This window comes from Natronococcus sp. JC468 (assembly GCF_012163165.1).
In the GTDB taxonomy this organism is placed as follows: domain Archaea; phylum Halobacteriota; class Halobacteria; order Halobacteriales; family Natrialbaceae; genus Natronococcus; species Natronococcus jeotgali.
This window is the reverse complement of sequence record NZ_JAAVUO010000001.1, coordinates 256,356-269,607: the sequence shown is the minus strand read 5'-3', so window position 1 is coordinate 269,607 and position 13,252 is coordinate 256,356. Positions and strand designations below refer to the sequence as shown.

The window sequence follows — 13,252 nt, the reverse complement described above, 5'->3', positions numbered from 1 at the left end:
CCGGGGGGGGGGGGGGGGGGCGGGGGCGGGGGGCCCCCCTCCCCCCACGGGGGGCCTCGCGGGGGCGGGGCCCCGCGGCGGCGCCCCCCGGCTCGAGGACGACGTGGCACCGACGACGACCGAACCCCGCGGCGCCTGAGACGCCGCTCACTTTTCGACCGGATCGCGCTCGTCCCGGACCCCGAGCGGATCCGTCTCGAGCAGTTCCTCGACGACCGCCGAGCCGACGCACTCGGCGTTGTCGATCGCCAGCGCGAGACTCGCCGCGGTTCCGTCGAAGCTTTCCGCGACCGTCTCGCCGGGCGCCGGGCGGTCGTAGTTGGCAACTGCGCGCACGCTGAGGTAGCGCTCGAGCAGGCCGAACCGCTCGAGGGCGGTCGCCGTCGCGGCGTCTTCCATCTGGGTCGTCGCGTAGGGGGCGACCCCGTACCGTTCGCAGAGCCAGTCGACCTCGCGGGCGTACCGCGGTCCGTGCCAGAACTCGTCGCCGCAGACGGTCGTCCCGACCTCGACGGTCGGCCCGCTATCGGTGGCGTCCGGATACTGTCGCTGGGAGGCCCGGACCTCGGGATCGCGCTCGAGCGAGACTCGGTCTGCTGCGTCGAGCGCCGACTCGAGGAGCCGATCCTCGAGTCGGTGCACGTAATCCCGGGGTCGGTAGGCGAGGGTGTCGATCGACCCGGCGGGGTCGTCCGTTGTCTTCTCGCCCGCCTCGTCCCGATCCCACCGGTGCTTGCGATCCCAGTCGACGACCGCGTCCGCGAGGACGACCGACCCCAGCGCGGCTCGAGACGGCGGGCCGCCGGCGATCCCCGCCGAGAGGACGTACGCCGACTCGAGGTCGAGTCCGGGGCTCGCGAGCAGCGCGGTCGTCGTCGCCGCCGCGTCGCTCTTACCGATCCCGGTCGTCGTGATCGCGACGCCGTCGTCGGTGAGGTAGATCGGCGTGTCGGCGCCCGGGACGGAAAGCGCGTCGACGAGGTCGGCGCGCTCGAGCCAGGGCCGGCGCTCGTCCAGGGGCGGTTCGGCGACCGCGACGAGGACGAGCGCGGCGGAACGAACCGGGTCGTCCGGGTCGATGCGTCGCGGCTCCGGAATCGGAGGGTCGCTCATGGTCGACGGTCGCCGCCTGCCCGAAAAGACCTGCCGGAAGCCGGAACCGTTTCGGGGATCGATTTCGTCCGTCGAGGCGTGACCGAGGAGTCGCTCACGGTCGACGACGAGCTCCTCGCCCGCGCGCGGATCCACGCCCGCGAGGTCGTCGACGAACACGACCTCGCGCTCGACCTCGGCGCGCTCGAGTGGGACGTCTCGGCGCGGGCGCGGCGTCGCGCGGGACTGTGTCGGTGGGACGCCGACCGCGAGGTGGCGACGATCGTCCTCGCCCGCCGCGCCTACGAGCGCTACGAGTGGGCGGAGTTCGCGGCGGTCGTGCGCCACGAGCTCGTCCACGCCCTCGAGTTCCAGCGCACCGGCGAGTCGGGCCACGGCGAGCGGTTTCGCGAACTGGCGGCCCGGCTCGAGGCGCCCCGTCGCTGTCGCTCGTTCGCCGAGCCGCGGTACCTGCTCCGGTGTCGGGGGAACGACTGCGACTGGCGAGCGACGCGCCACCGCGCGTCCAAGCCCGTTCGGATGCCCAAGCGGTACCGGTGTGGCGACTGCGGGGGCGCCCTCGAGGTCGAACACGCCGACAGCGGCCGGCGCTGGGAGACCGCGAGCGGGTACGGTGGTGCGAAGGCCGCGCTCGGCGACGACTGGTGAGGAGAGCGCGGAACACTTATCCGCGGACCGAGTACAGGTCCGACCATGGGAATACTCGATCTGATGCTGGGGAAGTCGGGCGAGGGGCAACAGGGCGTCGAGGGCCGTTCGTACATGCTCCCGGAGGAGACCCACGAGTTCGTCCACCCGGTCGCCGTCCGCCGAACCGAGCTCGAGGCCCTCGAGGAACTGCTCGCGGCCGACGAGGCGGCGCCGTCGCTGGCCGACAACGCCGACGACCTTCAGGACACCTTCGACGAACTGTTCGACGGCGCGGGGCCCGACGCGACCGACATCGCCGACAGGGAGCGTGCGGCCCGCTCGACGGTCGAGGCGGCCCTCGAGACCTGGCGCGAGCGGGTGTCGGAGGGCGACGACGAACTCGGGGTCGTCTACGTCCAACAGGGCGAGTTCGAGGCGCTCGGCTCGTTCGTCAAACGCTGCAAGCAACGCGGCGAGCGAAGCGACGAGTTCGAGCTCCCGGAGTCGCTGCCGGCCGTGGCGGCTCTGCTGGCGCGACTGGACGAGGCGACCGACAGCCGGTATCGGGCGGTCGTCCACACCGATCTGTTGCCCGAAGCGTAGTCCGGTCTCAGACGATCGACGCGAGGCCCGCGAGCGAGTCGAGCTCGTAGGTCGGCTCGTGCTCGCGGGCGCCGTCGTCGCGTCCGACGTCGATCCACGCCGAGTCCAGCCCCATCGCGTTGGCGCCCGCGACGTCGGCCCGCAGGGAGTCGCCGACGTGGATCGCCCGCTCGGGGCTGGCCTCGAGCGCGCCAAGCGCCCGCTCGAACGGCGCGGCGTCGGGCTTGGGGTAGACGCCGGCGTTCGGATCGGTGTAGACCCGGACGTCGAAGGCGTCCTCGATGCCAAGCGCCCGCAGTTTCTGGATCTGGGTCTCCCGACCGCCGTTCGTGATCAACCCCACTCGCCCGCGGTCGCAGGCGCGCTCGAGGGCGTCCTCGGCGCCGGGTCGGAACCGGACGGCGGAAGGATCCCGGATCTCGAGGTACCGCCGCGCCAGCGCCGGGGCGAGGGCGGGATCGGCGTCGGCCCGGTCGGCGACCTCGGCGAACAGTCCCTCGTAGAACTCCTCGGCGGTTCCCGCCGTCGGCAGGGCGGGCACGGCCGCCCGGAGGTCGGCGGGTGTACAGAAGGGGTCGGCGTCGACGCCCTCGAAGGACCGCTCGAGGACGGCGGCGGGATCCTGCGTGGGTTCGCAGAGGGTGCTGTCGAGATCGAAACAGATCGCATCGTAGGCAGCCATCTGGCTTCTCGTACGGGGTCGATCGTTCTGAACGTTTCGTACCGCGACAGGTGGTGACACGCGACAGTTCGTATCGCACGCGGGAGTTTCGATCCCCACGACTGCTGTCGGATTCGCCACGTTCAAGCCGCTCCCCTTCGAGACTCGAGCTATGACGAGAGCAGTCTGGGTCAAAGCCGACGACGCCGTCGGCGACTGGGACGACCGCCGCGCGCGGATCACGGCCGCGCTCGAGGCGGGCGCCGACTGGGTACTGGTCGACGAGGGCGACGTCGAGCGCGTTCGCGAGCTCGGCGAGATCAACGTCGCGGCGTTTCGCACCGACGGGGACGTCACGCTCGTCGACGACGTCGACGTCGTCGACGAGGCCGAAACGGAGTCGGTATCGGAGTCGACCGCCGAGCCCGATGCCGTCGTCGTCGGCAAGAACGGCGAGGGCGACGGCACGATCGATCCGCCGACCGACCTCTCAGGGTCGGCCGACCTCTCGACGCTGCGCCGCGAGGGCGAGCTACAACGGGGAGCGTACGTCCGCATCCTCGGGAAAGAGTACGAGGCCTTCGCCGAATCGGCCGCCCAGGAGGTCGACCACACGATCGTCGTCGGCGAGGACTGGACGATCATTCCCCTCGAGAACCTGATCGCACGCATCGGCGACGAGACCGACCTCGTCGCGGGGGTTACCTCCGCCGACGAGGCCAAAACCGCCTTCGAGACCCTCGAGATCGGCGCCGACGCCGTCCTGCTCGACTCCGACGATCCCGACGAGATCCGCCGCACCGTCGAGGTGCGCGACGAGGCCGAGCGCGAGACCCTGGAACTGGAGTACGCCGAGGTGAAAGACGTCGAGCAGATCGGCAGCGCCGACCGGGTCTGTGTCGACACCGGCTCGCTGCTCGAGCACGACGAGGGGATGCTCGTCGGCTCGATGGCTCGCGGGCTCGTGTTCGTCCACGCCGAGACCGCCGAGTCCCCCTACGTCGCCTCCCGTCCGTTCCGGGTCAACGCGGGCGCGGTCCACGCCTACGTCCGCACGCCCGACGGCGGCACGAAGTACCTCTCGGAGCTGCAAAGCGGCGACGAGGTCCAGATCGTCGACACCGACGGCAACACCCGCGAGGCGATCGTCGGTCGGGTCAAGATCGAGCAGCGACCGATGTTCCGGGTCGCCCTCGAGACGAGCGACGGCGATCGGATCGAGACGCTGCTGCAGAACGCCGAGACGATCAAGGTACCCACGAGCACGGGCCGGAGAGCCGTAACCGACCTCGAGGCCGGCGACGAACTCCTGTTGTACTACGAGGACACGGCGCGACACTTCGGCGAGGCGGTCGAGGAGAGCATCATCGAAAAGTAGTTCGACCGTCGCGGATCGCCGCTACGGGTTCGTCGGCTCCTCCGTTCCGGGCTCGGCCGGCTCGAGCCGGGTCGTACACCAGTGACAGAAGGAGAGATCCTCGTCGAGGGGTTTGCCACACTCGGGACAGCTCGGGCCGTCCTCGTCGCCGGTCGTCGAGCCCGGCGGGAACCCCATCGAGCGAAACGTCGCGTCGATCGCGGCGAAGAGGATGATAAACGAGACGACGAACTGATCGAGTGGATCGGTCTCGCTGGTGATCACGGTCGCCGCTCCCGTCACCGAGTCCGCAGCCGCCAGCTGCTCGGCCGGCAGAAACAGCGCCAGCGACGCGAGAAAGATCCCGCCGAAGGCGAGACCGCGAACCCAATCGCGGAGAACCACGTGGCCCGCTCCGGGGAGGAGCACGGAGAGACCGACGACCGCGAGCGCGCGGATCCAGGACATCGTACGTCCGTCCACTCGCAGGGCGACGCCTTAACGTTCCGGTTTTCCGTCGGATCGATTCGACGGACACGCCACCTCGAGACCGACGGTTTGAGCGACCGTCACGTCGCTCGAGGAAAGTTCGACGGTCGCCGTCGGCTCCGACTCGTCCGACTCGAACTCGCCGCAGTCGACCGTCCCCTCGAGGGTCACGGTCTCGCCGGGTTCGATCTCGGTGCCAGTCCACCCCGACACGTCCGAGATGCCGTCGGGGTACTCGAGATCAGTGATCTCGATCCGCTCGCCGAGTCGGTTCGCGACCCGCAACAGGTCTCGCTCGCCCAACGGCGGCGCGTCCGTCGCGTTCTCGTCCGCCCTCTCGGTCGCGGTCTCCGACCCGGCGTTGTCGGGCACTTCGGGCTCGACGGGTTCGACGGCGACGTCCGCGTCCTCGTCGTCGACGACCGCCACGGTGAGCGGGCGCTCCATCGAGACGACGCTCCCGCCGGCGGTCGCGGTGATTAGCAGTGCGATCGCGACGACGATCAGACCGACCCCGATTCGCGTGCTCATCGTTTCGGTGGTCCCTGGTGACCGAGTCGATTCCGCCGCGAGTGGTAGGTGTGGACGAGCGCCGAGACGCCGAACATCGCGGTCACCAGGGCACCGAGCGCGACCGCCGAGAGCTCCCCGACCGGGGACACCGGGTACCACGCCAGCGCCGTAATCGCGGCGCTGACTCCCGACAGGCCGAGATAGCAGTGACTCCAGGGAATGTCGTCCTCGGGAACGTACTCGAGGTACAGCTGCAGCTTCCGGGCCTCGTCGGTGAGCGCGACCTCGCCGCGGTTGCGGTCGTACTCGATGACGCCGGACTCGTCGAGCCGCGGCAGGTGCGACTGGCGCAACGAGGTATACACGCGCTTGCGTTTCTTCCAGGGCAGCTCGGCCGCAGGGGTCTCGTACTCCCAGGACGAAACCGAGTCGACGAGCGTTCGCAGGGCGACGCGATCCTCGCCTTGCTGTTTGAGGTAGTGGAGCACCCAGCGCCGGCGCTGGGTGCTCAACATTTCGAAGACTTCGTCCCGGTCCAGTTCGCCCGTCTCGACCTCCTCGTCGTCTAGCTTGCTGACGCTCATTCTGGTCTCCCCCTTCGTCCCTCCGCCGTCACTCCCCGGTGATCGCGAGGGACACCGTGTCATACGTACAGACGGTATTTATTATTGAGAGTGTAAGAATAGCCTCGATTACACCGTTGTTGAGAAGACGAAATACTAGGGCTGCAGCGGCCGAAATACCGAGTATCGGACCGTTCGTATTCGTGATAGTGGTCGGTAGCGCTGGCCGCGCTTGTCGGGTCGTTTGATCCCATCATTACAGTTCAAGGCCACCTTGACGTGTCGGTCGACGCTATCTGTGCGGTTCAGGGTCGGCTTGTCGTGGTACATGCAGTGCCAGACGTTACCTAACGTGCCTATAGTAAGGGGCCGCCTCGTCGTGGTCGGTTCCGGATGGCCGGCCGAGCGAGGACGGCCGACCGACGAGGGGGACGATGAGTACACAGCACCAGGGGGGACCGCTACGGGTCGCAAAGCTCGCTGCGATCGGCGTCGTCGCGCTCGCGTTGCTCGCGATCGTCGCGGGGCACGTCCTCGGCGTTCCGATCGGACTCAGCTACGTCGAAACCGGGAGCATGGAGCCGACGATCGAGACCGGCGACGGGTTCGTCGCGGTGCCGTCGGCCGTCGCCGGCCCGATCGAGGAGGGCGACGTGATCGTCTTCGACGCCCGGGAGATCGAGGGTGGCGGGCTCACGACCCACCGGGTCGTCGAGACCACCGACCAGGGGTACGTCACCCAGGGCGACGCGAACCCGTTCCCCGATCAGGACTCCGGCGAACCCGTCGTCACCGACGGCCAGGTCGCCGCGACGGCGCTCCAGATAAACGGCGAGGTGGTGACGATCCCGCAGCTCGGGACCGCGGTGATGAGCCTCGAGAGCGGCCTCGAGTCGGGTCAGCGCTGGCTGGCGTCGACGCTCGGCACGACCGCCGTGCTCGGCACACAGGGGCTATCGAACCTGCTGCTCGCGTTCGGTCTGGTCGTGCTCGGGGTCTCGCTCGCGATCTTCGAGCGGTGTGAACGACTGACAGCTATGACCGAACGACGACACAGCGACTCGAACGGCGGGGGGTATCGATCGTGATCAGCGACCGACGGCGTGTGCGGCTTCGCAGTGCGCTCGACGAGTGGTTCGTCGTGGTCGTCGTCGCCCTGCTCGCGCTCGCGCTCCTCGGAGGGTGGGGCGCCTACGGCGCGGTCGCCGACGACGAGGACGTCGAACAGCGAACCGTCGAGGCGTGGTCGACCACGGGCGGGTTCGACCACGGCGCGACGGTGCAGGAGGAAAACGAGGTGTTCCCGGTCGGGACCGAGCTCTCGGATCGGTCGGTGTACTTCGCGGAGGTCGCACCCGAACTCGAGGCAACGTTCCAGTACACGTACGACGCGCGCGACGGCGACGTTGCAGTCACTCTCGAGGCCGACCGCGTGATCCGCTCGGTCGAGGACGCGGACGAAAAGGAGGAACGCGCCGAGTACTGGGTGACGAACGAGACGATCGCCCAGGACGAGACCGAAGGCCTCGCACCCGGCGAGGAGCACGCTACGTCGTTCAGCGTCGACGTTCCCGAGCTGGCCGAGGAAGCCGAAGAGATCCGGGACGATCTCAACGACTCGACGGGGACCCTCGAGACCGCCGTCGTGGTCCGCGCGTCGGTCGAGGGAACGATCGACGGCGAACCGGTCGATCGCGTCGACACCTACGAGATGGCTCTCGAGCCCGACGAGGCGACCTACGCGGTCGAGGCGCCCGCGGCCGAGGAACGGACCGAGGAGCGAACCGAGGAGGTCGCGGTCGCGGGGAGCTCCGGCGGGCTCGGCGCCGTCGTCCTCGCCCTGCTCGGGGTCGGCTCGGTCGCGGCCCTCGGCGTCCTCGGGGTCGCCCACCGAAAGGGGACGCTCGCGCCCTCGGCGGCCGAACTCGAGCGCATCGACGCCCGCTACGAGCGCGAGGAGTTCGACGACTGGATCTCGCGGGGACGGCTCCCGGCCGACGTCCGGGATCGGTCGACGATCCGGATCGCGACCCTCGAGGACCTCGTGGACGTCGCCGTCGACTGCGACCGCCGCGTGATCGAGGACGAACGCGACGGGCGGTACTACGTCGTCGATGGTGACTCGCTGTACGTGTACGCACCCAAGGGGCTCGAGGGCGGCGAGGTTCTCGAGGAGAGCAGCGAGCTCGGCGAGTACGACTCCCGGAAGACCGAGGAACGCGCGGTCGTCGGCGACGGTTCGGGCGGGACGGCCGAACGGAGGAACGGAAGCGACGCCTCCGACCCGTAGCGGTCGGGTTTCTCGAGTCGAGTGGGATTGTTCGGTCGGAACCTCGCTCGAGCGGCGGGACGCGCGACGTCGCCTCCGTCGTCCGGCTCCTCGCCAGACGGTCAGTGATCGATCCGAGGACGGCGTTCGAACGCTTTCACTGAGAACAACTGTCACGCAGGGCCGACAGGCTCGGCTTGTGCCGTCGTCTCACAGCTCGAGCTGCCCGTGCAACGCAGCACGTTCCGCCTGCAGGCTTCGCTGGCGGCCCGTACCGTTTCGGCGATCGACCTCAGGCGAGCGATACCGAACTGCAGAGTCGGAGTGTTAGACCTCCTGCCAGTGTATACAAAAGAGGTGTGCTATCCATGGACGAGGTACGTGCACTCGGTGACGGCGCCGCGACATCGAGAGACGGTTAGCCGTCAGCGAAAGTGCACGGACAACGGTGAAACCATGGAACGACGAAAATTCCTGTTCGGTGCCGGAAGTACAGCCATCGGAGCAAGCGCGATCGTCGGAAGCGGGGCGTTCAATTTCGCCAACGTGGAGCGAGACGTCGGGATCGGTGTCGTCGACGATAGCAACGCGTTCCTGGCACTCAACGCCAGCAGCCCGTACGCGGACGGTTCCGGGAGTCAGCTAGAGCTATCGTTCGACGACGGCGCCGGAGTTGGCGGGGACGGTATCAACGAAAATTCGGATTACTCCTTCACCGGCGTTTTCAACATCAGAAACCAAGGATCGCAACCGGTCGGGGTTTGGATAGAAGACGACGACGTCAACAACGCTGTCAACTGGTACGGCACCTCCAACAACAACACCCCGGACTTCTCGACCCCGATCGAGGAAAGCGGCAATAATTACTCGATCGGCGTCGGTGAGAGGGTGTACATCAACGTGGAGATCCTTCTCCAAGAGAACTCCTACTCCGACCTACCGGAGACGATTACGGTGAAAGCGGACGCGTCCGGTGGTAATTGATCGCAACAGTCAACCCGTTCGCTTCTCTTGCAACGGTATTTCGATAATCTGTTCATCACCTACGCCGCCTCGTTCGTAATCCCGGACATCACCGACCCCTCGTTCAGCCCATTCCCGGCGTACACCCTCTCTTCGTCACCAACGGCCTTGCTTGACTCGGAGCTGGTACCGCGGCGATCGCGGCCGAGAGTTCGTCGACGACGAGCGACTCTGACGCCCGTTCGACTCACATCTCGAGAAGGTGTTCGTCACACCCCCCGGCCGAAGCGATGGGGCTCTCCGTGCACGCCTCGACCGATAGTTCGGAATCGTCATCGGACATCCCGTGATCGGTCCCGGACTCGTCGTCCCCAGTTTCCGCCGACGAATCCGGACGGTACGCTTCCAGCGCTGAAAACGGCGCCGTTCGTAAGCGGCGAAACCACACCGAAATCGCCCGTTCAGCTCTCCGTCGTCGTTCCGTCGAGGTCCGCGACCAGTTCCGACAGCGTCTCGAGGTCGTACTGCCCCGGCGCGGTCGCCTCGGCGGGGTCGACGGGCGCGTAGCCGATCCGCGAGCCGTACACCGGCGCGACTGCTCGAGTGTGGCGTCCAACTTTGCCCATCGCCATCGTCGCCACCCGATCGCCGTGGTAGGTCAGCTGCTCGGTCGCCGACAGCAACGCGATCGTATCGGCTTTCGACTCCGCGGTGACCGCAAGCTTCGCCACGTCGGCGTACTTGCCCGCCTCGGTCAGCGTCGAGACCATCTCGCCGCGAGGCGGCGTCCCCTCGAAGTCGTGGGTCGACGCGATGATCGAGACGCCCCGCTTCCGGGCGGTCTCGAGGACGGCCTCGGCCTCGCCTGCGAGGATCGACTCGAGTTCGACGTCGATCGCGCCGACGGCGTCGAACGCGGTCGCCTCGGCGAGGACCGCGAGGCGCTCGCCGTCGTCGCCGTCCCACTCGCCGCCCTCCCAGGCGGCGCGGTTGGTCGCGATGATCGGGAGGTCGGCGTCGTACGCCTCGAGGGCCTCGAGGGGGTCGTCGGTCAGATCCATCCGGAACTCGACGGCGTCGGCGTGTTCGCGGGCCGTCGGCTCGTCGGCGTCGGCCAGGTCGGCGGTCGCGGCGGCGAGGACGAACGAGTCGAAGTCGATACCCATAGCCGGTTGTGTGAACGGGGCGGCGAAAAACGGTGTCGTTCCGGCGAATTAGGCCATGCCGAGGGTTTCCTCGGCCTCGAGCAGCTCGTGGTAGCGGTTCCGAATGGTGACTTCGGAGATGTCGGCGACGTCGCTCACCGCGGCCTGGGTCGTCTTCTCGTTGGTGAGCAAGGCGGCGGCGTACACCGCGGCGGCCGCGAGGCCGACGGGCGATTTGCCGCTGTGGACGCCCTTCTCCTTGGCGTTCTGGAGCAGGGCGCGGGCGCGGTGCTCGGCCTCGTCGGAGAGTTCGAGCCCCGACGCGAAGCGGGGGACGTAGCTCTCGGGGTCGGCGGGCTGGACCTCGAGACCGAGCTCGCGAACGACGTAGCGGTAGGTGCGTGCGATCTCGTTTTTCTCGACGCGGGAGACGTCGGCGATCTCGTCGAGCGAGCGGGGGACGCCGGCCTGCCGTGCGGCGGCGTAGACGCAGGCCGTCGAGACGCCCTCGATCGACCGGCCCGGAAGCAGGTCTTCCTCGAGCGCGCGGCGGTAGATCACGCTTGCGGTCTCGCGGACGTTCGTCGGCAGCCCCAGCGCGGAGGCCATGCGGTCGATCTCGCCCAGCGCCTGCTTCAGGTTGCGCTCCTTGGAGTCGCGGGTACGGAAGCGCTCGTTCCACTTGCGGAGCCGTTGCATCTTCTCGCGCTGGCGGGAGCCCAGCGAGTTGCCGTAGGCGTCCTTGTTGCGCCAGTCGATGTTCGTCGACAGCCCCTTGTCGTGCATGGTGTTCGTGGTGGGGGCGCCGACGCGGGACTTCTCGTTTTTCTCGGTGGCGTCGAACGCGCGCCACTCGGGGCCGCGGTCGACGGAGTCCTCCTCGACGACGAGTCCGCAGTCCTCGCAGACGGTCTCGCCGTGTTCGTCGTCGACGACGAGGTTGCCCGCACACTCGGGGCAGACGACGTCGCTCTCCTCGCTCTCGGTCGTCTCGTCGGTCGTTTCGTGTTCGCTACGTCGGACTCTCGTGTTCGGTGATGCGTTAGTCATGGTGGCGACTACTGCCCGGCTGGGTCGCGTACAGAATCCGGACGGCGTTGTTACCTACTCGGTTCCGAGACACCGGAGTTAATGGTTTCGGAATCGCCGTCGTTCTCGGCTCGAGAGCCGAATCTTGGTCAAAATCCGTGTAGGACACGAGCCGCCGATCCGGACCGAAACGAGAGGACCAAACGGGTCGGGACCGACCCGTCGGGCATGGACGTCGCAGTCGGGAGCACGAACCCGGTGAAGGTCGACGCGGTCGAACGAGCCCTCGCGCGGTACGAGCCAACGGTCGCTCCGATCGCGGTCGACTCCGGCGTGTCCGAACAGCCCCGATCGGTCGCCGAGACCGTGTCGGGCGCCGAGAACCGAGCCAGGCGCGCCCTCGACGCCGACGACGCCGAGTACGGGATCGGCCTCGAGGGCGGGGTCGCACGGCTCGAGGGCGCCCCCGGACTCTCGCTGATCATGTGGGGCGCGGCCACCGATGGCGATCGGATCGAATGCGGCGGCGGGCCGACGCTCAGGCTCCCCGAAGCGATCGAGCGCCGACTCGAGGACGGCGAGGAACTCGGACCCGTGATGGACGACGTCCTCGGTCGGGAGGGCGTCGCCGAAACCGACGGGGCCGCCGGGGCGCTCACGAACGGGCTCACGGATCGGTCCAGCGCCCTCGCCGAGGCGGTCGCCTGCAGCGTCGGTCCGTTGCTGGTCCCGGAGTACGATCGCTTCGACCGCGGCCGGTAATCGCTCGTTTCGCGGACAGTCGTCGGAACGGATCGATTAGCCGGCCGTACCAACGCCTCGTTTCGCCCCCGGTATTCGGTCGTTGCTTCCCCGCCCGATCGCAAGCGGGCGTGGAGTTAACCGGTCGTACCAAACCCCCTAAGAGCGTTCCCGGCGTATTCGTTCGTATGAGCACCGCAACGGCGACCGACCTCACGAGCAAACAGCGCCGAATCCTCCGCTACCTCCGGGAACGCGCGGCGACGAAGACCTACTTCAAGTCCCGCATCATCGGCGAGGAGCTGGGGATGACGGCCAAGGAGGTCGGATCGAACATCACCGCGCTCCAGGAAACCGGCTCCGGGATCGAGATCGAAAAGTGGGGCTACTCCTCGAGCACGACCTGGAAGGTCAGCCTCTAGCGGCCGAAGCGCCCGCTTCTGACGCGAATTCCGTTCGAAAACGAAGGAGTGAGACGCCTCGCTACCCGTCGTAGGCGACGTACTGATCGGCGTCCCGCGCGAGTCGCCGCGCCCGATCGCCGAACGAGTCGGCGTGTCGCACGACTAGGACGAGGACGGTTGCGGGTCGTTCGAGGGCGTACCCCTCCTCTCGAGAGAGCAGCCCGGCGTCCTCGAGTTCGCCGGCGTACTTGCTCACCGTCGGCGCCGACACCTCGAGGGCGTCGGCCAGGTCGCCGGCGGTCGACTCCGGCGCCAGCAGCAACTCGACTAACATCCCCCGCGGCGTGTCCCGCCGAAGGTAGCCCAGCGCGCGCTTTTCGAACTCGTCGAACCGTCCCGCCGGAACGAACCGCTTGTAGTCGCCGTCCCGGTAGCGCTCGACGACGCCCCGTTCCTCGAGCCGGCGGAGGTGGTGTTGGGTCTCGCCGGTGCCCAGCTGCAGGTCGTCGCGGATCTTCGAGAAGTGCGCGCCGGGCGTCGTCGAGAGATAGCCCGTGATCGCGTCTCGAGCGTCGCTCTCGCCGGTGTCGGCGCTCGCCGACTCCGAGAGTCCGGCTACCGGTGCACTGGCGCCGAGCGCGGCGAACCGGCGCAGGGTCGACCGCTTGTCGTCGTCGACCCCCTCGGAGGATGTCATAATTACTACCGTCAGCAATGTGATCCGCGGTAAAACAGGTTTCGCTCCGTCTCGGTTGGTACGAAACCGCGTCTC

Annotated in this window: 16 protein-coding genes; 8 read left to right on the top strand and 8 right to left on the bottom strand. The window is 68.1% G+C overall.

What is annotated here, in order from left to right:
• Window positions 1-147: 147 nt before the first annotated feature.
• A complete protein-coding gene (locus GWG54_RS01465; protein ID WP_167936079.1) occupies window positions 148-1,113 on the bottom strand; it encodes a purine nucleoside permease in 966 nt (321 codons plus the stop codon).
• Between the two features lie 78 nt (window positions 1,114-1,191).
• Between GWG54_RS01465 and GWG54_RS01460 the strand changes: the two genes are divergently transcribed.
• Both GWG54_RS01460 and GWG54_RS01455 read left to right on the top strand, forming a co-directional pair.
• The gene (locus GWG54_RS01460) at window positions 1,192-1,761 is read left to right on the top strand and encodes a SprT-like domain-containing protein (protein WP_167936078.1); all 570 of its coding nucleotides are present in this window, start codon (window positions 1,192-1,194) and stop codon (window positions 1,759-1,761) included.
• Window positions 1,762-1,806: 45 nt separating this feature from the next.
• Window positions 1,807-2,346: a hypothetical protein gene (locus tag GWG54_RS01455; RefSeq protein WP_167936077.1), complete on the top strand. Its 540-nt coding sequence runs from the start codon at window positions 1,807-1,809 to the stop codon at window positions 2,344-2,346.
• 7 nt (window positions 2,347-2,353) lie between these two features.
• Here the strand turns inward: GWG54_RS01455 and GWG54_RS01450 are convergent, their stop codons facing one another.
• A complete protein-coding gene (locus tag GWG54_RS01450) occupies window positions 2,354-3,028 on the bottom strand; it encodes an HAD family hydrolase (RefSeq protein ID WP_167936076.1) in 675 nt (224 codons plus the stop codon).
• 151 nt (window positions 3,029-3,179) lie between these two features.
• Here GWG54_RS01450 and GWG54_RS01445 point away from each other — a divergent pair, with 151 nt between their 5' ends.
• Window positions 3,180-4,385, top strand: coding sequence for a 3-dehydroquinate synthase II (locus GWG54_RS01445; RefSeq protein WP_167936075.1), 1,206 nt, complete (start codon window positions 3,180-3,182; stop codon window positions 4,383-4,385).
• A gap of 21 nt (window positions 4,386-4,406) precedes the next feature.
• Here GWG54_RS01445 and GWG54_RS01440 read toward each other — a convergent pair whose 3' ends face one another.
• From GWG54_RS01440 to GWG54_RS01430, 3 genes are read right to left on the bottom strand one after another with little or no spacing between them, the layout of a single operon-like run.
• Entirely contained in the window at window positions 4,407-4,832 is a 426-nt protein-coding gene (locus GWG54_RS01440) for a zinc ribbon domain-containing protein (RefSeq protein WP_167936074.1), read from the bottom strand.
• Window positions 4,833-4,862: 30 nt separating this feature from the next.
• On the bottom strand, window positions 4,863-5,384 hold the full coding sequence (locus GWG54_RS01435; RefSeq protein WP_167936073.1) for a hypothetical protein: 522 nt from the start codon (window positions 5,382-5,384) through the stop codon (window positions 4,863-4,865).
• Window positions 5,381-5,950, bottom strand: a complete 570-nt coding sequence (locus tag GWG54_RS01430) for a hypothetical protein (protein ID WP_167936072.1) — start codon at window positions 5,948-5,950, stop codon at window positions 5,381-5,383. The genes GWG54_RS01435 and GWG54_RS01430 overlap by 4 nt, the downstream gene beginning before the upstream one ends.
• 413 nt (window positions 5,951-6,363) lie before the next feature.
• Between GWG54_RS01430 and GWG54_RS01425 the strand changes: the two genes are divergently transcribed.
• From GWG54_RS01425 to GWG54_RS01415, 3 genes are all read left to right on the top strand, one after another.
• Complete coding sequence (locus GWG54_RS01425; RefSeq protein ID WP_394352913.1) at window positions 6,364-7,017, top strand: signal peptidase I; 654 nt, start codon at window positions 6,364-6,366, stop codon at window positions 7,015-7,017.
• Between the two features lie 17 nt (window positions 7,018-7,034).
• A complete protein-coding gene (locus tag GWG54_RS01420; protein ID WP_167936071.1) occupies window positions 7,035-8,219 on the top strand; it encodes a DUF5305 domain-containing protein in 1,185 nt (394 codons plus the stop codon).
• Between the two features lie 435 nt (window positions 8,220-8,654).
• Window positions 8,655-9,182, top strand: a complete 528-nt coding sequence (locus GWG54_RS01415; RefSeq protein WP_167936070.1) for a DUF1102 domain-containing protein — start codon at window positions 8,655-8,657, stop codon at window positions 9,180-9,182.
• A 440-nt stretch (window positions 9,183-9,622) separates the two neighbouring features.
• Here the strand turns inward: GWG54_RS01415 and GWG54_RS01410 are convergent, their stop codons facing one another.
• Together GWG54_RS01410 and GWG54_RS01405 are read right to left on the bottom strand one after the other, a co-directional pair.
• Complete coding sequence (locus GWG54_RS01410; RefSeq protein WP_167936069.1) at window positions 9,623-10,327, bottom strand: type I 3-dehydroquinate dehydratase; 705 nt, start codon at window positions 10,325-10,327, stop codon at window positions 9,623-9,625.
• 48 nt (window positions 10,328-10,375) lie between these two features.
• Window positions 10,376-11,356: a transcription initiation factor IIB family protein gene (locus tag GWG54_RS01405; RefSeq protein ID WP_008427121.1), complete on the bottom strand. Its 981-nt coding sequence runs from the start codon at window positions 11,354-11,356 to the stop codon at window positions 10,376-10,378.
• Between the two features lie 207 nt (window positions 11,357-11,563).
• Here GWG54_RS01405 and GWG54_RS01400 point away from each other — a divergent pair, with 207 nt between their 5' ends.
• Together GWG54_RS01400 and GWG54_RS01395 are read left to right on the top strand one after the other, a co-directional pair.
• Window positions 11,564-12,097, top strand: a complete 534-nt coding sequence (locus tag GWG54_RS01400; protein ID WP_167936068.1) for a DUF84 family protein — start codon at window positions 11,564-11,566, stop codon at window positions 12,095-12,097.
• A 167-nt stretch (window positions 12,098-12,264) separates the two neighbouring features.
• Window positions 12,265-12,498, top strand: coding sequence for a hypothetical protein (locus GWG54_RS01395; protein WP_008427125.1), 234 nt, complete (start codon window positions 12,265-12,267; stop codon window positions 12,496-12,498).
• A 61-nt stretch (window positions 12,499-12,559) separates the two neighbouring features.
• On the opposite strand, the gene GWG54_RS01390 is transcribed toward GWG54_RS01395, so the two are convergent.
• A complete protein-coding gene (locus tag GWG54_RS01390) occupies window positions 12,560-13,177 on the bottom strand; it encodes a MarR family transcriptional regulator (protein WP_167936067.1) in 618 nt (205 codons plus the stop codon).
• Between the last annotated feature and the right edge of the window lie 75 nt (window positions 13,178-13,252).